Source organism: Flavobacterium frigidum, assembly GCF_048286735.1.
Lineage (GTDB): Bacteria > Bacteroidota > Bacteroidia > Flavobacteriales > Flavobacteriaceae > Flavobacterium.
This window is the reverse complement of sequence record NZ_JBLVPU010000016.1, coordinates 73,535-92,193: the sequence shown is the minus strand read 5'-3', so window position 1 is coordinate 92,193 and position 18,659 is coordinate 73,535. Positions and strand designations below refer to the sequence as shown.

Below are 18,659 nucleotides of genomic sequence, written 5' to 3'. Positions count from 1 at the left end.
TGACTTAGTTAATTCGGTTTATTTGAGTTAAAATTTCTTCCAGACTTGGCGTAATCAAATCGGTAATTGGTTTTGGATACATACCAAAAAAGAACAAAACACCAATTATAAGCACCATTGTTATTCCTTCACTGAAAGTTACATCCGCAAAAGGCTTTGTATTGGTTTCTCCCAACATGGCATGTTGAAACATTTTCAACATATAATACGCTCCTAAAATAATGGTTGTCCCTCCTAAAATGGCAAACCAAATATTGATTTGTGAAAGACTGTATAAAACGGTGAACTCGCCAATAAAGTTAAAAGTAGTTGGCAAGGCAACTGATGCCAAAACCAAAATCAAAAACATTGAAGTGAATTTTGGTGATAACGCACGAATACCGCCCATTTCAGCAATGGCTCTGGTTTCGTATCTTCTGAAGATAATTTCAGCGGCATAAAACAATCCAACAACTACAAATCCGTGTGCAATCATTTGTAAAACTGCTCCACGCAATCCGTCTAATGTCAAAGTGTACGTTCCGGCTGCTATTAATCCAACGTGTGCCAAGGAAGAATACGCTAATAATTTCTTTAAATCTTTTTGTTTCAATGCTACGATAGATCCGTAAATCACACCTGCAATTCCAAGTCCTATGAAAATGTACATGTACTCTTTGGCTGCCAATGGCGCCAATGGCAATTGCCAACGGATAACACTGTACAATCCCATTTTTAGCATGATACCAGATAAAAGCATGGTACCAACAGTTGGCGCTTTTTGGTACACATTTGCTTGCCAAGTGTGGAAAGGAATTAAAGGAATCTTAATGGCATACGCTAAAAAGAAAGCCAAGAATATCCATAATTGCTCGGTTGCTGTTAAGTTTAATTTGTATAAATCTTCAATTAGGAAGCTTCCCGCTTTTTGATACATATAAACAAAAGCAACTAACATAAATAAAGAACCTGCTAAGGTGTAGATAAAGAATTTAACTACTGCTTTTTTACGTTGATCTGTATCACCGTTACCCCAAATTAAAGCGATAAAGTAAATCGGAATCAATGCTAATTCCCAGAAAATATAATACAAAAGACCGTCTGATGCCAAGAATGTTCCTGCCATTGCAAACGACATAAACAAGATTAACGCATAAAAGGATTTTGAATTTATATAGTCATTACCAAAAGAAGAAAATATAATTATTGGAGTCAAAACTGTGGTCAACAAAAGCATCGCCATTGATAATCCGTCTGCTTTTAGTGCAAAAGAAATATTAGGTTGTGTGATCCACTGATTGATGAAACTGATATTTTCACCTAAATTATAGTGATTTAATAATACAATGGAAGCGCCTGCAGCAGCTAACCCAAAAAACAAAGCCACTTTTGAAGCCAGTTTATCGCCTGCAAGAAAAGTTGCAAACGCACCAACCAAAAGTATAATTAATATTAAAGATACATTCATGATATATGATTATTGTTGAGCTAAAAATAAATAAGAAACAATGGCACAAAGCCCTAATACGAAAACAAAAAGATAAAGACCAATGCTTCCATTTTGTATTTTCTTTCCTTGGTAACTTATTTCGTTGGTAACTTTTCCGAATCCAAAGACTAAAGCTGATAAACCCGTTTCTACAGTATCTCTGAAAAAACGAGACAAGAAATTAATCGGTTTAACAAAAATAGCATCATAAAATTCATCAACATAATATTTATTGTAAAGCACTTTAGAAAACCCTGTGATTGCAGCATCTTCTGAAGGAACTGTACTTTGTTTGATGTATTTGGCGTAAGCCATACCAATTCCTACTAATCCACCCACAACAGCAATAGCCATCAAGATATATTCTGTAGTTCCTAAATGATGTTCGGCGGTAGCTAATTTTGGTAAAATAGGAATCAAATAATGATTCAACCAACTGTTTCCTGGCAAACTAATCATACCACCGATGGTAGCCAAAATTGCTAAAACAATCAAAGGAATGGTAATCAAACCAGAACTTTCATGCAAATGATGTTTTTGTTCTGCTGTTCCTCTGAATTCTTGGAAGAACGTTAAAAACATTAAACGGAACATATAAAAAGCAGTCATTATAGAGGCAACCGAAGCCACAACCCATAACGGAATATTATGATGGAAAGCCACTAATAAGATTTCGTCTTTTGAGAAAAACCCTGAGAACAATGGAACTCCAGAAATCGCTAAAGAAGCAATCAACATCGTTGCAAAAGTAATTGGCATTGCTTTTTTCAAGCCACCCATGTTGCGCATGTCTTGTTCTCCGTGTAAAGCATGAATTACAGAACCCGAACCCAAGAACAAACAAGCTTTGAAGAAAGCGTGTGTGATTACGTGGAAAACAGCCACTTCATAAGCACCTAAACCTAAAGCTAAGAACATTAATCCCAATTGAGAAACGGTGGAATAAGCCAAAACTTTCTTGATATCATTTTGAACCAATCCAATGGTTGCAGCTACTAAAGCAGTAACCGCCCCAACTACAGCGATTATCGATTGCACATCCGGAGTCAAATCAAATAAGAAATTCAGTCTGGTAATCATAAAAATTCCTGCAGTAACCATCGTAGCCGCGTGAATCAATGCTGAGACTGGTGTTGGACCAGCCATCGCATCTGGTAACCAAGTATACAATGGAACTTGTGCTGATTTACCGCAAGCGCCAATGAATAAAGCGAAAGCAGCAACAGAAAGCCAGTACATATCAAGGTTTGTCGCACCGGCAATAGCCGTTTTTAAAGTAGCATAATCTAAAGTTGAGAATAAATTCCCAAGAATGAAAATTCCAACTAACAAGCCTAAATCACCAATACGGTTCATGATGAATGCTTTCTTAGCAGCGTCATTGTACTCTTGGTTTTTATGCCAAAATCCAATTAACAAATACGAACAAAGACCTACACCTTCCCAACCGATGAATAATACTAATAAGTTACTTCCGATTACTAATGTAATCATGAAGAATATAAACAGATTCAAATAGGCAAAGAATTTATGCATATTTTCATCATCATGCATGTAACTTATGGAATACAAATGAATCAAAGATCCAATTCCAGTTACAAAAAGCAACCATAAAATAGACAATTGGTCCAATTGAAATCCAAAATCAACATTAAAAGTACTGATTTGGATCCAATCAAAAAGTGAAATTCGAATTCCTTCCGGTTGCGCTACAATTCCGCTAAAGAAATAAGCAGTTGCAATAAAAGAAACCAAAACGAAAAGCGTTCCGATTATTCCAGAAAGTGATTTTCCAAGGCTTTTACCAAAGAAAACATTGATTAAAAATCCTAAAAAAGGAGCAAGAACTAAAACTAAAGCTATATTGGTATTCATTTCCATTTATCCTTTTAAGTTTTTTAAATTATCGATTGTAATCGATCCTAAATTTCTAAAAATAGAAACTAGAATTGCCAATCCTACCGCAACTTCTGCCGCAGCAACAGCCATCGAGAAAAACACAAAAACTTGTCCTTGCGCATCTTGGTGATATGTCGAAAACGCTACAAACAATAAGTTTACTGCATTCAACATAATTTCAATTGACATAAATACGATAATGGCATTTCGTCTGTATAGCACCCCAAAAACACCAATACAAAAAAGTATTACGCTCAGGAATATGTAATTTTCTATACCAATCTGGTTTAAAATATTGTTCATCTTATTTTTGCAATTTTTCTTTTTTAGACAATAATACCGTTCCAATCATAGCCACTAAAAGTAGTATAGAGGCAAACTCAAATGGAACCATGTATTCATTCAGTAATATTTTACCTAATACTTTGATCGATTGATAATCTTCACCAGTTGTAACGTATTCTCCCACAATTGGTTTTGAATTTATAAAAATCAAAATAAGAACAATACAGATCAAACAAAAGGAAACAATAGCACCTAATCGGGTGATTCTTGGGCGGTGTACTTCTTTTTGTTCATTTAAATTCATCAACATAATGGTGAACAAGAACAGAATCATAATCGCTCCAGAATAGACAATAATATGCACAATGGCTAAAAATTGTGAATTCAACAACAGGTAATGACCTGCAATAGAAAAAAAACAAATCACTAAATAAATAGCACTGTGAATAGGATTTCTACTAAAAATAGTTAAAAAAGCGGTTGCTAAAGTGACAGCAGCCAATACACAAAAAATTATAAGTACTGTAGACATTAGTTAGCGTTTTTAAGTTGAGCATTTTGCATTGCTATATCTAAAGGCATGACTAATTTATCTTTACCAAAGATAAAATCTTCTCTTTCATAGCTGGAAGGAACCAAAACTTTAGACGTGGTCAGGTAAATAGCGTCCTTCGGACAAGCCTCTTCACACAAGCCACAAAAAATACAACGCAACATATTGATTTCATATATCGACGCATATTTTTCCTCTCTGTACAAATGTTTTTCGTCTACTTTGCGTTCTTCAGCCTTCATCGTAATCGCTTCTGCAGGACATGACAACGCACACAAACCACAAGCCGTACAATTTTCTCGACCTTGTTCATCACGTTTCAACATATGCTGACCGCGATACACCGGACTCATCTCTCGCACTTGCTCCGGATATTGAATCGTTACTTTTCTAGTAAACAAATGCTGAATCGTAATTATCAATCCTTTGACGATCGCAACAAGATACATTCTTTCCCAAAAAGTCATCTCTTTGTTAGAGACTACCTTTTTTCTTCCTGATAAGGATATACTTTCTATTGACATTTTATATTTTTATTTGAAGCTTCATCCTGCTATTCGTTTCAATCTTTATTGTTTTAAAAAAAACAATAAAGGATTTTCACTGCTATCAGGGCTAGGGCTTTTTCGGTATAAATTAAAATCCTAAATATGTAGCAATTTCTGCTCTCAAAATTACAATTCCAGTGATGATGATATTAATGATCGCCAATGGAATCAAGATCCTCCAACCCAAATGCATCAATTGATCGTATCTAAATCTTGGAATAGTCCAACGAACCCACATATAGAAAAAGATGAACCCACACAATTTGATAAATAAAGCACCAAATCCCAAAAGATTACCAATATTAACTCCCCAATTCTCAACAACCCAACTCATTCCAGGATAATTATAACCTCCAAAGAATAAAATCGCTAAAATCGTAGAGGAAATAAACATATTTGCATATTCAGCAAATAAATAGAATCCCATTTTCATCGATGAATATTCGGTGTGATATCCTCCAATAAGTTCTGTTTCACATTCCGCCAAGTCAAAAGGAGTTCTGTTTGATTCTGCAAAAGCACAAATCAAAAAGATTATAAAAGATAAAGGTTGGTAAAACACATTCCAATTCATTCCTGCTTGCTGTTCAGAGATCTCTCTTAAACTCAACGTTCCGGTCATCATCAATAATGCAATTATGGATAATCCCATTGCAATTTCATACGATACCATTTGAGAAGCTGCACGAACGGCACCAATCAACGAAAATTTATTGTTCGAGGCCCAACCACCAATCATAATTCCGTAAACACCTACCGAAACAACTCCAAAAAAGTATAACAATCCAATATTTAAATCCGTAGCCTGTAACAAAATATCTCTTCCAAATAAATGCAGTTTGTCTCCCCAAGGAATTACGGCACTCGTCATTAAAGCGGTACTCATAGCAATGGCTGGACCTACAAAAAACAAAAATCGATTTGGCGTGTTAGGCTCAAATTCTTCTTTCGAGAATAATTTTAAACCATCGGCAAGCGGTTGAAACAATCCGAAAGGACCGGCTCTATTTGGTCCAACACGATCTTGAAGCCAAGCGGCAACTTTTCGCTCTGCCCATGTAGAATACATGGCCATCAACATTGTTAGCGCAAAAACTGCAACAATAATGACACTTTTTTCTATGATAATAGTACTATCCATTATTGCCCAAAGTTTTTTGATTCGTAATATCTTCTTCAGTCAATGGAATTTCGACCATGCTTATTTTCTTACGATCGGATTCTCTACCTAAAAGAATATTTTCTTCAGTAGCAATTTCCACTTTCTGTAATTTTCTATTGTATTTATTTTGGTTGATAACCGAATCTTTTTCAAATGCTCTTGGTCCTTCAATAGTCCAATCTGCAATCTCTTTGTGGTCAAAACGACATCCATTACAAATAAATTCGTCAACTTCATGGTACTCGTCTTTTCTTCCGGTAACACGTTGGATTTCGTCACCAAACATCCAAACGGTAGTTTTTCCAGAACAAGTAGGACAATCTCTGTGTGCATTATAAGGCTTACTGAACCAAACTCTAGATTTAAATCTAAATGTTTTATCTGTTAAAGCTCCTACCGGACAAACATCAATCATATTTCCTGAAAACTCATTATCAACTGCTTTAGAAATACAAGTTGATATATTAGAATGATCGCCTCTATCCATTACTCCGTGAACACGATCATCAGTCAACTGATCTGCCACCATTACGCAACGGTAACAAAGAATACAACGGTTCATGTGCAATTGAATATTCGGACCAATATTTTCTGGCTCAAAAGTTCTTTTTTCTTCAATAAAACGCGTTTCTGATTTCCCGTGCTCAAAGCTTAAATTTTGCAAATCACACTCTCCTGCCTGATCACAAACCGGACAATCTAACGGGTGATTGATCAATAAAAACTCTGTTACTGATTTTCTGGCTTCAGTTACTCTTTCAGAAGATTTGCTATTTACCTCCATTCCATCCATACAACCTGTTACACAAGATGCCATTAATTTTGGCATTGGTCTTGGGTCGGCTTCACTTCCTTTTGCAACTTCTACTAAACAACAACGGCATTTTCCACCGCTTCCTTTTAGTTTAGAGTAATAGCACATCGCTGGCGGAACTACTTCTCCACCTATCATACGTGCTGCCTGCAGGATTGTTGTTCCTGGTTCTACTTCTATGCTTTGACCGTCTATGGTTACTTTCATGTTTAAAGTCTTAACGTCTTAATGTCAAATGTCTTAATGTCGAATACATTTCGACTTCACTTCTTTTGACTGTCATTTAAATATTTTATAAATCCACTTATTAATTTTGAAATATCTGAAACATTCTCAAATAATTCGTCAAATTCTATTTTTGTAATATAATTTAAATCCAATGCTAAATACAATTGTGATCTTACTTCTGCAGAAGATGCTTTAGCAACGTACAAAAAATATATAAATTCTTTATCCGTGTTTCTTTCAAATCCTTCTGCAATATTTGATGAAATTGAAATTGATGCCCTTCTAATTTGTCTAACTAAATCAAAATCTTTTTTAAATTCTTCACCATTGGTTATTTCATAAATCCGTTTGTTGAAAATCCTTGATTTTTTCCAAGAATTAATTTCTTCAAATGAATTAAACCTTCCCATTTCCGTTACGACTTTAAGACATTGGACATTATGACTTTGGAGAAAGGTTCCGCAACAAAATGATCTCTATGTTTTATTTTTTCCGGGAAACGAATATGATATTCAAATTCTTCTCTAAAATGACGAATTGCTGCTGCTACTGGCCAAGCTGCCGCATCACCTAGTGGGCAAATGGTATTTCCTTCAATTTTACTTTGAATGCTCAATAGCAAATCGATATCTTCTTCGCGACCGTGACCGTTTTCTATTCGGTGTAATACTTTTTCCATCCATCCTGTACCTTCACGACAAGGGGAACATTGTCCACAGCTTTCATGATGGTAAAAACGAGAGAAATTCCAAGTATTACGAACAATACAAGAGGTATCATTGTAAACAATAAATCCGCCTGATCCCAACATAGAGCCAGTTGCAAATCCACCGTCACTTAATGATTCGTATGACATCAAACGATCTTCACCGTTTGCCGTTTTATAAATTAAATGTGCAGGTAAAACAGGAACAGAACTTCCTCCTGGTACAAATGCTTTCAAAGGTCTGTCAGAACTCATTCCGCCTAAATATTCATCAGAATTCATAAATTCGTAAACACTTAAACCCAATTCAATTTCGTAAACACCTGGGTTTTTAATATGGCCTGAAGCCGAAATTAATTTGGTCCCTGTAGAACGACCAATACCAATTTTAGCATATTCCGCACCTGAATTATTTACAATCCAAGGCACAGCGGCAATTGTTTCTACGTTATTTACAACCGTTGGATTTGCCCAAAGTCCTGAAATAGCAGGAAATGGTGGTTTGATACGAGGATTTCCTCTTTTTCCTTCCAATGATTCAATCAATGCAGTTTCTTCACCACAAATGTAAGCTCCAGCACCACAATGAACATAAAGTTCTAAATCATACCCTGAACCTAATATATTTTTACCCAAAAATCCCGCAGCTTTTGCTTCGTTAATGGCTCTTTCTAATATTTTATACACCCACATGTATTCTCCACGAATGTAGATGTAGGATAGGTTTGCACCCAATGCATAACTGGAGGTAATCATTCCTTCAATCAATAAATGAGGAATAAATTCCATCAAATAACGATCTTTGAAAGTTCCTGGCTCAGATTCATCAGCGTTACAAACTAAATGTCTTGGTTTTCCTGATTTTTTATCAATAAAACTCCATTTCATTCCTGCTGGGAAACCTGCTCCACCACGACCACGTAATCCTGAAGTTTTCACTTCTTCAACTACTTCGTCTGGTGTTAATGTTTTCAGGGCTTTTTCTACTGAAGCATAACCCCCGTTTTGACGGTATACTTCGTAGGTTTTAATTCCTGGAATATTTATTTTGTCTAATAATATTTTTTGTGACATATTATTTATCGTGTAATAGTATTGTACTGTTTTTGCAATCTTCAATTAACTGATCTACTTTTTCTTTAGTCAAGTGTTCTTTGTAAAAATCGCCTAATTGCATCATTGGAGCGTAACCACAAGCACCTAAACATTCAACACCTCGTACTTCAAAAAGACCGTCTGCAGTAGGTTCCCCTACTTTTACACCTAGTTTTTCACAAGTATAATCCATCAAATCTTCTACACCATTCAAACAACAAGGTGAGGTTTGACAAAATTCGAACATGTATTTTCCAATAGGTCTCTGGTTGTACATCGTGTAAAAAGACACTACCTCATACACTTCTATTGGTTTAATATAAAGAATTTCAGCAACCTTGTCCATCAATTCTATGCTCAACCAATTCTCATGAGCATCTTGAACTTCATGCAGAACAGGCAACAAAGCTGATTTTCTTTTGTCTTCAGGATAATAACTAATCAATTCGTTGATGCGGGACATCAATCCTTCAGTTATATTTATTTCTTGTTTGTAATGTGTTCTTTCCATTTTTCTTTTAAATCTGAAATCTAAAATCGTTAATCTAAAATCTTCAATCCACTTACGCGTCTAACTCTCCTGCGATGACATTTAAACTTGACAAAATTACAATAGCATCAGAGAGCAAAGCTCCTTTAATCATTTCTGGATACGCTTGGTAGTAAATAAAACAAGGTCTACGGAAATGCAATCTATAAGGTGTTCGACTTCCGTCAGTAACCAAATAAAAACCTAGTTCTCCGTTCCCACCTTCAACAGGATGGTATATTTCGGCAACTGGAACAGGAACTTCTCCCATCACAATTTTGAAATGGTAAATCAACGATTCCATACTTGTGTAAACATCTTCTTTTGGAGGAAGGTAATAATCAGGAACATCAGCATGGAAGTCATTTCCTTCTGGCATTTTTGCCAATGCCTGACGAATTATACTCAAACTCTCCCAAACTTCGGCATTACGAACACAAAAACGATCGTACGTATCGCCTGATTTTCCAACAGGAATAATAAAATCAAAATCCTCGTAAGAAGAATACGGTTGCGCTACACGCACATCATAATCAACACCGGCAGCACGTAAATTTGGACCTGTAAAACCGTAAGCCATCGCTTGTTCAGCAGTTATAGCTCCAACATTTACAGTTCTATCAATAAAAATTCTATTTCGCTCGAATAAGTTTTCAAATTCTTTCCAAGCTGCTGGAAATTCTTCTAAAAAAGTGTTTAATAATTCAAATGCTTTGGGCGACCAATCTCTTTCGAAACCACCAATTCGTCCCATATTCGTAGTCAAACGAGCGCCACAAATTTCTTCATAAATCTCGTATACTTTTTCTCTAAATTGGAACACATATAAAAATCCAGTATACGCTCCGGTGTCAACACCAAGGATTGAATTACAGATGATATGATCTGTGATTCTAGCTAATTCCATCACAATAACTCTTAAATATTGAGCTCTTTTAGGAACTTCAATATCCAACAATTTTTCTAATGTCATCCACCAACCCATATTATTTATAGGTGACGAACAATAGTTCATTCTATCCGTTAGTGGTGTTATTTGGTAAAAAGGACGGTTTTCCGCAATTTTCTCGAAAGCTCTGTGAATGTAACCAATGGTTGGTTCCGCTTCCAGAATTCTTTCTCCATCCATCAACAAGATATTTTGAAAAATACCGTGTGTAGCTGGATGAGTTGGCCCTAAATTCAGGATCGAAAGCTCGCTTCCATCTTCATTTAGTTGTTCTTTTATTCTTTTAGCATAGCGATGCTCTGGTGGTAATAATAATTCTGACATTGTATTTTATAATGAATTATTAATATTTAATTCAATTTCTTTTTTTAATAATGGAATGTGATTTATAACAATACTCCAAATATTTTCATCAGAAATAGTATCATAAGCATGAATAATTTGATTTCGTAAACCAATAATTCTTCTTGCATTAACAATTGAAAAATTGGGATCCTGTTTTAAAATCCTATTCATTGCCTCTCCGATAATTTCTAAATTGCGTTCAATACCTCTTTTTAATAATTGATTTTTAGAATAATTAAAAAAAGATTTCTCTTCGTTTGACAAGAAAAGATCTATTTCTTCAATTGATAATTTTATATCGTATAAAGACTTCAATATTTTCTCATCCATATATTAATTGTTTTTCTCGATCAACAACTTTTCTAAATATTGGATTTTTAATTGCCTGATTTTCCACTAAATCAATTGGTCTATTAAAAAGCAATTCCGCTTTCTCCTTAAAATCCATATAATTATCAAAATAAATAGCCAAATCCATAGTGTCAAATTGGACAAGCATGTCAATATCACTGTCGGTTTTGAAATTTTTGGTAAGAATAGAACCAAAGAAATACAATTGTTTCACGTGATGTAACACGCAAAGGTCATTCAATTTTTCTTTATTGTCGTCTATTAATTTCATAAACTAAATTTTAATAATTGTCGGTGGTTCTTCCAAAGAAACGATCGTCTTTGTCTGTTCTTCCGCTATCTTCCATTGGGAATTCTTTTCGCATAGGAAAAGAAATCATTTCATCCATATTCAAAATACGTTTCAATTGTGGATGACCAATGAAATTTATCCCATAAAAATCGTAGGCTTCTCTTTCCATCCAATTGGAGCTCAAGAAAATATTTGATATCGATTTTATTTCTGGATTTTCACCGTTAATGTACGCTTTGATTCTAATTCTTTTATTCTCGTACCAATTGTGCAAATGATACACCACCGCAAATTGATGATCTTCATCATTGTCTGGATAATGAATCCCGCACAAATCTGTTAGAAAATGAAACCGTAATGTTGAATCATTTTTCAAAAAAAGAATCACTGCAGTTATTTTATCCGCAGCAACTTCAAATGAAAATATATCTCTTTCTTGCTTGAATTCAAAAACAGAAGAATCAAATGTTTCTACTAATTTATCTTGAATTTGTATCGTTTCTAGCGCCATTATTTATTTGATATTATAAGAAGCTAATAGTTGTTGGTACTCTGGAGAACTTCTTCTTCTTACTGATTCTGTTCGCACCAACTCTTGCAATTTCATAACTCCGTCAACAATTTGTTCTGGTCTTGGCGGACATCCGGGAACGTAAACATCTACGGGAATTACTTTATCAATTCCTTGTAAAACCGAATACGTATCAAAAATTCCACCTGAAGAAGCACAAGCTCCAACAGCAATTACCCAACGAGGCTCTGACATTTGTTCGTAAACCTGACGTAATATAGGCGCCATTTTCTTTGAAATCGTACCCATTACCATCAACATATCCGCTTGACGAGGTGAAAAACTTACACGTTCTGAACCAAATCGCGCCAAATCGTAATGCGAAGCCATTGTTGCCATAAATTCAATTCCGCAACAAGATGTTGCAAAAGGCAAAGGCCACAATGAATTTGCACGAGCCAATCCAACAACATCATTCAGTTTTGTAGCGAAGAAACCTTCACCAACAACACCTTCTGGAGGGGCAACCATATTTATATTTGAATCACTCATTTTTTATAATTTTGAATTAGAAATTTTGAATTAGAAATTAAAATGAAACCATTTAAAATTTAGAATTCAACATTTAAAATAAATCTTTATTCCCACTCTAATGCTTTCTTTTTGATGATGTAGAAAAAACCCACCAAAAGCAAAAGCATAAAAATTACCATTTTAACCATTCCTTCCATTCCCAATTCCTTGAAATTGATTGCCCATGGATACAAGAAAATCACTTCCACATCAAACAAAACAAATAATATAGCTACAAGGAAATACTTTACCGAAAATGGTATTCTTGCATTTCCAACAGATTCAATACCACATTCAAAATTTTTGCCTTTTACTTCAGATAATCTTTTTGGACCTAGTTTTCCTGAAACTATAATGGTTCCCACAACAAATCCTACAGCAAGAACAAACTGCATTAAAATTGGAATATAATTTAATTGATCGGATTGCATAGTATCGATTTTTTTGAATAAATATAGGGCACAAAGATAACTTTCAAATTATTAAATAACAATAAAAAGTCCTAAATACATTGCAACTACAACGATGTAAATTTACAATTTTTATCAATTATAAATAAGCGAAGAATATTGTATTAAGACATGTTTAATGTTAATCATTTTCAGATTTTGAAAATTACAGGAGATTTTATACGAGATTGAAAAATTGCAACAAAAAAAAACGCCCCGAAAAAATCGGAACGTTTTCTTAAACATTCGTAGGCAAAAAAAATTAATTTTTATGCTTAGATAACTGCTACTTTCGCAGCAACTTTTCCTTTTCTTCCTTCTTCTTCTTCATAGCTAACTCTGTCACCTTCGCGCAATTCTTCCGCGTTGATTCCTGATGCATGAACAAAAATGTCTTTTCCTGTTTCTTCGTCTGTAATGAATCCGTAACCTTTAGACTCATTGAAAAATTTAACTGTACCTGTACGCATTGTAATTGTAATAATAATTTATAATGTAGCAAATGTAATATATATTACAATACGAAAGACATTCTTCTGTTTTTATTTTGTAAAAATATTGATTTTGAACGTTTTCTATCAATATCCACCACTTCTTTTTTACTATACTAACCTAAATTAGACACTGATATTGATTAAGCCAATCTAATATGAAGCTCCTTTAATTGAGCATCATCAATTACAGATGGCGCATCGATCATAACATCCCTTCCTGAGTTATTCTTTGGAAATGCAATAAAGTCCCTTATAGTTTCTTGACCGCCTAAAATAGCTACTAATCTGTCTAAACCAAAAGCTAAACCTCCGTGAGGTGGCGCACCAAACTGGAATGCGTCCATCAAGAATCCGAATTGCGCTTTTGCTTCTTCCTCAGTAAAACCTAAATATTTAAACATTAATTGTTGCGTGGCTTTATCGTGAATACGAATCGATCCACCGCCAATTTCATTTCCATTCAAAACCATATCGTATGCATTAGCGCGAACTTTACCCGGATTCGTAGCCAACAAAGCCATGTCCTCTGGTTTTGGAGAAGTAAATGGATGGTGCATAGCATGCCATCTTCCGCTTTCTTCGTCTAATTCTAATAATGGAAAGTCAACAACCCAAAGTGGTGCAAACTCAGCTGGATTTCTCAAGCCTAATCGAGTAGCTATTTCCATACGCAAAGCACTTAATTGCCCTCTAGTTTTGTCAGATGGTCCAGATAAAACAAAAATCATATCGCCGACCTTTGCCCCAGTAATTTTTGCCCATTGTTCTAAATCATCTTGATCGTAGAATTTATCTACTGATGATTTATAGGTTCCGTCTTCATTACATTTAACATAAACCATTCCTGTTGCTCCCACTTGAGGACGCTTCACCCAGTCAATTAAAGCATCTATTTCCTTGCGTGTATAATTACCAACGCCAGGCGCAGCAATACCAACCACTAATTCTGCAGCATTGAACACAGGAAATTCTTTGTGTTGCGCTACTTCATTCAATTCGCCAAATTCCATTCCGAAACGGATATCCGGTTTGTCATTTCCATAGGTTTTCATAGCATAATTGTAGGTAATTCTTGGGAACTTTTCTACTTCGATACCTTTTATTTCTTTTAATAAATGTCTAGTCAATCCTTCAAAAACATTTAAAATATCTTCTTGCTCCACAAAAGCCATTTCACAATCAATTTGTGTAAATTCTGGCTGTCTGTCTGCGCGCAAATCTTCGTCACGGAAACATTTCACGATTTGGAAATATTTATCCATTCCACCCACCATCAACAACTGTTTAAAGGTTTGTGGCGATTGTGGTAAAGCATAAAACTGTCCTTCATTCATTCGAGAAGGAACAACAAAATCCCTAGCTCCCTCTGGTGTAGATTTTATCAAATAAGGTGTTTCTACCTCACAAAAATCCAAATCAGATAAATATTTACGCACTTCCATTGCTACTTTATGACGAAAAAGCAAACTGTTTTTTACTGGATTTCTTCGAATGTCTAGGTAACGGTATTTCATTCGGATATCTTCACCTCCATCTGTCTCGTCTTCTATTGTAAAAGGAGGCGTAAGCGATGCATTTAGAATATTTAATTCGGTAACTAAAATTTCGATATCTCCTGTAGCTATATTTTTATTTTTGGCCTCACGCTCAATAACAGTTCCCTTTACCTGAATTACAAATTCACGACCAAGTGTTTTTGCTAATTCAAAAACGTCTTGATTAGAGCGACCTTCATCAAAAATAAGTTGAGTAATTCCATAACGGTCGCGTAAATCAACCCAATTCATGAAACCTTTATCACGGGATTTCTGCACCCAACCAGCAAGAGTAACTTCTGTATTAATATGTGAGGCGTTCAACTCGCCACAGTTATGACTTCTATACATGTTCTAGATTTTAATTTATTTAGCCCTTTGGGCTCGGATGCAAATTTAGGACTAATTATGAATAATGAATTGCCAAAAAGCAAAATTTAGCAGTCCACACAAAAGCAAATTTAGTTTCCAATGTTAAATTTTAGGTCAATGTTACCAAATTGTTAACTAAAAGTTTTTTTATTGTAAAATACTTTATATATTTGTTAAGCTGATATGAATTTAAAAACCCAAACATCATGAAACAATATATCTTTTTAATTGCAATACTTTTCACAGGAACAATTTTTGCTCAAGAAAACAACCCAAAATTAGAAGCAGTAGGTCAATTAGTAAAAACAACATACTATTTTGAAAATGGGAAAGTACAACAAGAAGGTTTCTTTAAAAATGGAAAACTTGACGGAACTTGGATTTCATATGACGAGAACGGAAATAAATCATCAGTTGCTACTTATGACAACGGTGTGAAAACTGGGAAATGGTTGTTCTGGAATGGTAAAAACCTAAACGAGGTAGACTACTCTAACAGCAAAATTGCTTCTGTTAAAACTTGGAAACAAGATGCATTAGTAACTAGAGATTAAAAATTCTCATTCAAATACAAAAAAGCTTTCGATCATTCGAAAGCTTTTTTTGTGCTTATAATTTTTAATTACTACACAAAAGGAGTCTTTGAAATAGACCTTTGAGAATTATTAAAACAAAATAAACTTACAGCTGAACAAATAAAATAGGTTATAAAAGAATTTCTATTATTTGAAAATTCATGATAATACTATTTGTCAAATCCTTTTACGAGCGCTTACAGCTCAATCAAGAGACTACACTAAATCTAAGGACTAATGATTTAATACAAACACATTAAAATATATTAGATAAATTGTTTCTGCATTAAGCCATCTACCAAAAGATAGTAGAAAGTTGCACCATCTAGATAAAACAATTACATTTCTTCACGTAAAAGTGAGCCACATTAAAGACATTGTTGGATTTATTTCTAGACCATTTGTTTTAACACCTCTTATAGTCATCACCTATAATTTAGCAACAACTTAATTCAGGAAAAGAGTCCCGAAAACAAAATGAGTAGATTAAAAATAGAAAAACAAAGCGTTAATTTATACAATGAATCCGATTGGTTATAATGAATACATTCATAGTAACTAATCAACAACAGTTTGAAACTCATTAGGCCATTGATTGCAGCTTTAGCAACAATATAGAAATAACACCTTCCCTCTAATACTTTAATTTCTTTTATACATCTTAACTATTTCTAGTAAAAACAAATAATACCTGCACTTAAGAGAATTTTAAAATCGTCCACTTTTTGGTCCCCGATAAAAATAAAAAAACCTCGTAATCAATCGATTACGAGGTTTTTAAGTACCCGGAGCCGGAGTCGAACCGGCACGGTTTCCCACAGGTGTTTGAGACCAGCGCGTCTACCAATTCCGCCATCCGGGCTTAGCTAGACATGAAATAACGACAGTTATCTCAACGCAATAAAAGATGTAATTGTGTTTAAATCAACCATCAATTCCTTTAACACGGTGCAAATGTAAAAAATAATATTAAATGTGCTACTAAAAATACTTAATTTTTCCTTTCAGAGTTGAATAAATTTTATAAATTTGCACCTCGTTAAAACACAACACACACAACTAACTATATTCGAGGCTAATACAGAATTCGGGGCAATGCAAAAGCACAAAACCTTCTCGAAAGTAAAAAAATCGGAAATAAAACAACAACTAAATGTCACACCTAGAACCAGAAGCTAAAATTTTTGCTTGTTCGCAAAGTGTTTATCTTGCTGAGAAAATAGCAAAGGAATACGGAATCCCATTAGGAAAAATCACCATGTCAAAATACAGTGACGGTGAGTTTCAACCTTCTTACGAAGAATCTATTAGAGGTTTACGCGTTTTTATTGTTTGCTCTACTTTTCCAACAGCTGATAATTTGATGGAAATGTTATTAATGATTGATGCCGCAAAACGTGCATCAGCCAGACACATAACAGCGGTAATTCCTTATTTTGGTTGGGCAAGACAAGATAGAAAAGACAAGCCAAGGGTTCCGATAGGAGCTAAACTAGTAGCTAATTTATTAGATGCAGCAGGCGCAACACGAGTAATGACAATGGATTTGCATGCCGATCAAATTCAAGGATTCTTTGAAAAACCGGTAGATCATCTTTTTGCTTCGACTATCTTTTTACCCTATGTAAAAAGTCTAGGTTTAGACAATTTGACAATCGCTTCGCCAGACATGGGAGGTTCAAAAAGAGCGTATGCGTATTCTAAATTTTTAGAGTCAGATGTTGTAATTTGTTACAAACAAAGAAAAGAAGCAAATATTATCGATACCATGGAATTAATTGGTGAGGTAAAAGGTAGAAATGTAATCCTAGTAGATGACATGATAGATACCGGAGGAACTTTGGCGAAAGCCGCAGATTTAATGATCGAAAAAGGGGCTTTAAGTGTTAGAGCAATATGTACACACGCCATTTTATCTGGCGATGCATACGAAAAAATAGAGAAATCGCAATTAAGCGAATTAATAGTGACCGATTCTATTCCGTTAAAGAAGGAATCAAACAAAATAAGAGTGCTCAGTTGTGCACCTCTTTTTGCTGAAGTTATGCACATGGTGCACCACAACAATTCCATTAGTGGAAAGTTTATAATGTAGTATTTGGCACTATGCAAAAGGCTTTAAGCCGAAAGCATTTTGAGATCGCCTAAAACGTATTACATTTGCATAAAGCTTCAAGCTTATTGCCTAAAGCATGAATAATTATTTAATAACTATATTTTTTTACAATGAAATCGATTACAATTAAAGGATCAGAAAGAGAAAGCGTGGGCAAAGTAGCAACTAAAGCCCTACGTAATGCTGGATTGGTTCCTTGCGTATTATACGGAGGAAATCAGGCAGTTCATTTCTCAGCAGAAGTTATGGCTTTCAAAAACTTGGTTTACACTCCAAACGCTCACACAGTTGAGATCGATCTTGGAAAAGGAAAATCATTTAACGCTATTTTACAAGACATTCAAGTTCACCCAGTGTCTGACAAGATTTTACACATTGACTTCTTTCAAATCTTTGACGACAAAGAAATCACTATGGAAGTTCCAGTGAAAATCATTGGTAACTCAAAAGGAGTTATGGCAGGTGGAGATTTACGTTTAAATACTCGTAAATTAAAAGTGAGAGCTTTACCAAAAGATCTTCCAGATTTTGTTGAAGCTGACATTACACCACTTGATATGGGTAACAAATTGTACGTTACAAAAGTGCCAACACCAAACTTCAAAATCATGCACCCAGACAACACTGTTATCTGTCAAGTGAAGATTTCTCGTGCGGCTATGAAAGCGGCTCAAGAAGCGGCAAAAGCAGCAAAAGCACCTGCGAAAGGAAAGAAAAAATAATATTTTTTCCATCATTCAAGAAAGCGCCAGTTTTACAACTGGCGCTTTTTTTATGCTCATAATTTTTTTTAATGGCAAAGGACGAAGC

Annotated in this window: 21 protein-coding genes and 1 tRNA gene; 3 read left to right on the top strand and 19 right to left on the bottom strand. The window is 34.7% G+C overall.

Annotated features, from left to right (window positions below; all coding sequences use genetic code 11):
* Nucleotides 1-4: 4 nt before the first annotated feature.
* From ACNQGO_RS10725 to aspS, 18 genes are all read right to left on the bottom strand, one after another.
* On the bottom strand, nucleotides 5-1,447 hold the full coding sequence (locus ACNQGO_RS10725) for a complex I subunit 4 family protein (protein ID WP_417948020.1): 1,443 nt from the start codon (nucleotides 1,445-1,447) through the stop codon (nucleotides 5-7).
* A 9-nt stretch (nucleotides 1,448-1,456) separates the two neighbouring features.
* Nucleotides 1,457-3,343: an NADH-quinone oxidoreductase subunit L gene (gene nuoL, locus ACNQGO_RS10720; RefSeq protein ID WP_417985250.1), complete on the bottom strand. Its 1,887-nt coding sequence runs from the start codon at nucleotides 3,341-3,343 to the stop codon at nucleotides 1,457-1,459.
* A gap of 6 nt (nucleotides 3,344-3,349) precedes the next feature.
* Entirely contained in the window at nucleotides 3,350-3,670 is a 321-nt protein-coding gene (gene nuoK / locus ACNQGO_RS10715) for an NADH-quinone oxidoreductase subunit NuoK (RefSeq protein ID WP_073205053.1), read from the bottom strand.
* Nucleotide 3,671: 1 nt separating this feature from the next.
* A complete protein-coding gene (locus ACNQGO_RS10710; RefSeq protein ID WP_417944214.1) occupies nucleotides 3,672-4,184 on the bottom strand; it encodes an NADH-quinone oxidoreductase subunit J family protein in 513 nt (170 codons plus the stop codon).
* Entirely contained in the window at nucleotides 4,184-4,729 is a 546-nt protein-coding gene (locus tag ACNQGO_RS10705) for a NuoI/complex I 23 kDa subunit family protein (RefSeq protein WP_417985249.1), read from the bottom strand. Before ACNQGO_RS10705 ends, ACNQGO_RS10710 begins: the two co-directional genes overlap by 1 nt.
* A gap of 112 nt (nucleotides 4,730-4,841) precedes the next feature.
* Entirely contained in the window at nucleotides 4,842-5,894 is a 1,053-nt protein-coding gene (nuoH, locus tag ACNQGO_RS10700; RefSeq protein ID WP_417944216.1) for an NADH-quinone oxidoreductase subunit NuoH, read from the bottom strand.
* On the bottom strand, nucleotides 5,887-6,936 hold the full coding sequence (locus ACNQGO_RS10695; protein ID WP_417985248.1) for an NADH-quinone oxidoreductase subunit G: 1,050 nt from the start codon (nucleotides 6,934-6,936) through the stop codon (nucleotides 5,887-5,889). The genes nuoH and ACNQGO_RS10695 overlap by 8 nt, the downstream gene beginning before the upstream one ends.
* A gap of 56 nt (nucleotides 6,937-6,992) precedes the next feature.
* Nucleotides 6,993-7,367: a four helix bundle protein gene (locus tag ACNQGO_RS10690; RefSeq protein WP_309758198.1), complete on the bottom strand. Its 375-nt coding sequence runs from the start codon at nucleotides 7,365-7,367 to the stop codon at nucleotides 6,993-6,995.
* Between the two features lie 5 nt (nucleotides 7,368-7,372).
* A complete protein-coding gene (gene nuoF, locus ACNQGO_RS10685; RefSeq protein WP_417985247.1) occupies nucleotides 7,373-8,737 on the bottom strand; it encodes an NADH-quinone oxidoreductase subunit NuoF in 1,365 nt (454 codons plus the stop codon).
* A gap of 1 nt (nucleotide 8,738) precedes the next feature.
* Complete coding sequence (locus tag ACNQGO_RS10680; protein ID WP_417985246.1) at nucleotides 8,739-9,269, bottom strand: complex I 24 kDa subunit family protein; 531 nt, start codon at nucleotides 9,267-9,269, stop codon at nucleotides 8,739-8,741.
* A 52-nt stretch (nucleotides 9,270-9,321) separates the two neighbouring features.
* Nucleotides 9,322-10,560 carry an NADH-quinone oxidoreductase subunit D gene (locus tag ACNQGO_RS10675; RefSeq protein ID WP_417985245.1) on the bottom strand — a complete coding sequence of 413 codons (1,239 nt, stop codon included), beginning with the start codon at nucleotides 10,558-10,560 and terminating at the stop codon, nucleotides 9,322-9,324.
* A 6-nt stretch (nucleotides 10,561-10,566) separates the two neighbouring features.
* Nucleotides 10,567-10,911: a HepT-like ribonuclease domain-containing protein gene (locus tag ACNQGO_RS10670; RefSeq protein ID WP_417985244.1), complete on the bottom strand. Its 345-nt coding sequence runs from the start codon at nucleotides 10,909-10,911 to the stop codon at nucleotides 10,567-10,569.
* Nucleotides 10,904-11,203 (bottom strand): nucleotidyltransferase family protein, encoded by a 300-nt coding sequence (locus tag ACNQGO_RS10665; RefSeq protein WP_395057742.1) that lies wholly within the window; start codon nucleotides 11,201-11,203, stop codon nucleotides 10,904-10,906. Before ACNQGO_RS10665 ends, ACNQGO_RS10670 begins: the two co-directional genes overlap by 8 nt.
* A 10-nt stretch (nucleotides 11,204-11,213) precedes the next feature.
* Nucleotides 11,214-11,735, bottom strand: a complete 522-nt coding sequence (locus ACNQGO_RS10660) for an NADH-quinone oxidoreductase subunit C (protein WP_309757419.1) — start codon at nucleotides 11,733-11,735, stop codon at nucleotides 11,214-11,216.
* Nucleotides 11,736-11,738: 3 nt separating this feature from the next.
* Nucleotides 11,739-12,287 (bottom strand): NADH-quinone oxidoreductase subunit B, encoded by a 549-nt coding sequence (locus ACNQGO_RS10655; protein WP_417944224.1) that lies wholly within the window; start codon nucleotides 12,285-12,287, stop codon nucleotides 11,739-11,741.
* Between the two features lie 86 nt (nucleotides 12,288-12,373).
* Complete coding sequence (locus tag ACNQGO_RS10650; protein WP_417944225.1) at nucleotides 12,374-12,739, bottom strand: NADH-quinone oxidoreductase subunit A; 366 nt, start codon at nucleotides 12,737-12,739, stop codon at nucleotides 12,374-12,376.
* 293 nt (nucleotides 12,740-13,032) lie between these two features.
* Nucleotides 13,033-13,227: a cold-shock protein gene (locus tag ACNQGO_RS10645; RefSeq protein WP_007137066.1), complete on the bottom strand. Its 195-nt coding sequence runs from the start codon at nucleotides 13,225-13,227 to the stop codon at nucleotides 13,033-13,035.
* A 164-nt stretch (nucleotides 13,228-13,391) separates the two neighbouring features.
* A complete protein-coding gene (aspS, locus tag ACNQGO_RS10640) occupies nucleotides 13,392-15,137 on the bottom strand; it encodes an aspartate--tRNA ligase (RefSeq protein ID WP_417944226.1) in 1,746 nt (581 codons plus the stop codon).
* A 227-nt stretch (nucleotides 15,138-15,364) separates the two neighbouring features.
* Here aspS and ACNQGO_RS10635 point away from each other — a divergent pair, with 227 nt between their 5' ends.
* A complete protein-coding gene (locus ACNQGO_RS10635) occupies nucleotides 15,365-15,712 on the top strand; it encodes a toxin-antitoxin system YwqK family antitoxin (protein ID WP_417979598.1) in 348 nt (115 codons plus the stop codon).
* Between the two features lie 803 nt (nucleotides 15,713-16,515).
* Here ACNQGO_RS10635 and ACNQGO_RS10630 read toward each other — a convergent pair.
* Nucleotides 16,516-16,595 (bottom strand) — tRNA-Leu (locus ACNQGO_RS10630).
* Nucleotides 16,596-16,886: 291 nt separating this feature from the next.
* Between ACNQGO_RS10630 and ACNQGO_RS10625 the strand changes: the two genes are divergently transcribed.
* Complete coding sequence (locus ACNQGO_RS10625; RefSeq protein WP_417968536.1) at nucleotides 16,887-17,828, top strand: ribose-phosphate pyrophosphokinase; 942 nt, start codon at nucleotides 16,887-16,889, stop codon at nucleotides 17,826-17,828.
* A 131-nt stretch (nucleotides 17,829-17,959) separates the two neighbouring features.
* Entirely contained in the window at nucleotides 17,960-18,571 is a 612-nt protein-coding gene (locus ACNQGO_RS10620) for a 50S ribosomal protein L25/general stress protein Ctc (RefSeq protein WP_309760455.1), read from the top strand.
* Nucleotides 18,572-18,659 lie beyond the last annotated feature (88 nt).

Excerpts from the sequence above, each read along its gene's own strand:
- ACNQGO_RS10680 (WP_417985246.1), bottom strand. The coding sequence starts at position 9,269 with ATGGAAAGAACACATTACAAACAAGAAATAAATATAACTGAAGGATTG.
- ACNQGO_RS10625 (WP_417968536.1), top strand. The coding sequence starts at position 16,887 with ATGTCACACCTAGAACCAGAAGCTAAAATTTTTGCTTGTTCGCAAAGT.
- ACNQGO_RS10645 (WP_007137066.1), bottom strand. The coding sequence starts at position 13,227 with ATGCGTACAGGTACAGTTAAATTTTTCAATGAGTCTAAAGGTTACGGA.
- ACNQGO_RS10660 (WP_309757419.1), bottom strand. The coding sequence starts at position 11,735 with ATGGCGCTAGAAACGATACAAATTCAAGATAAATTAGTAGAAACATTT.
- nuoK (WP_073205053.1), bottom strand. The coding sequence starts at position 3,670 with ATGAACAATATTTTAAACCAGATTGGTATAGAAAATTACATATTCCTG.
- ACNQGO_RS10695 (WP_417985248.1), bottom strand. The coding sequence starts at position 6,936 with ATGAAAGTAACCATAGACGGTCAAAGCATAGAAGTAGAACCAGGAACA.
- ACNQGO_RS10620 (WP_309760455.1), top strand. The coding sequence starts at position 17,960 with ATGAAATCGATTACAATTAAAGGATCAGAAAGAGAAAGCGTGGGCAAA.
- ACNQGO_RS10705 (WP_417985249.1), bottom strand. The coding sequence starts at position 4,729 with ATGTCAATAGAAAGTATATCCTTATCAGGAAGAAAAAAGGTAGTCTCT.
- aspS (WP_417944226.1), bottom strand. The coding sequence starts at position 15,137 with ATGTATAGAAGTCATAACTGTGGCGAGTTGAACGCCTCACATATTAAT.
- nuoF (WP_417985247.1), bottom strand. The coding sequence starts at position 8,737 with ATGTCACAAAAAATATTATTAGACAAAATAAATATTCCAGGAATTAAA.
- ACNQGO_RS10670 (WP_417985244.1), bottom strand. The coding sequence starts at position 10,911 with ATGGATGAGAAAATATTGAAGTCTTTATACGATATAAAATTATCAATT.
- ACNQGO_RS10655 (WP_417944224.1), bottom strand. The coding sequence starts at position 12,287 with ATGAGTGATTCAAATATAAATATGGTTGCCCCTCCAGAAGGTGTTGTT.
- nuoH (WP_417944216.1), bottom strand. The coding sequence starts at position 5,894 with ATGGATAGTACTATTATCATAGAAAAAAGTGTCATTATTGTTGCAGTT.
- ACNQGO_RS10710 (WP_417944214.1), bottom strand. The coding sequence starts at position 4,184 with ATGTCTACAGTACTTATAATTTTTTGTGTATTGGCTGCTGTCACTTTA.
- ACNQGO_RS10725 (WP_417948020.1), bottom strand. The coding sequence starts at position 1,447 with ATGAATGTATCTTTAATATTAATTATACTTTTGGTTGGTGCGTTTGCA.
- ACNQGO_RS10650 (WP_417944225.1), bottom strand. The coding sequence starts at position 12,739 with ATGCAATCCGATCAATTAAATTATATTCCAATTTTAATGCAGTTTGTT.
- ACNQGO_RS10675 (WP_417985245.1), bottom strand. The coding sequence starts at position 10,560 with ATGTCAGAATTATTATTACCACCAGAGCATCGCTATGCTAAAAGAATA.
- nuoL (WP_417985250.1), bottom strand. The coding sequence starts at position 3,343 with ATGAATACCAATATAGCTTTAGTTTTAGTTCTTGCTCCTTTTTTAGGA.
- ACNQGO_RS10665 (WP_395057742.1), bottom strand. The coding sequence starts at position 11,203 with ATGAAATTAATAGACGACAATAAAGAAAAATTGAATGACCTTTGCGTG.
- ACNQGO_RS10635 (WP_417979598.1), top strand. The coding sequence starts at position 15,365 with ATGAAACAATATATCTTTTTAATTGCAATACTTTTCACAGGAACAATT.
- ACNQGO_RS10690 (WP_309758198.1), bottom strand. The coding sequence starts at position 7,367 with ATGGGAAGGTTTAATTCATTTGAAGAAATTAATTCTTGGAAAAAATCA.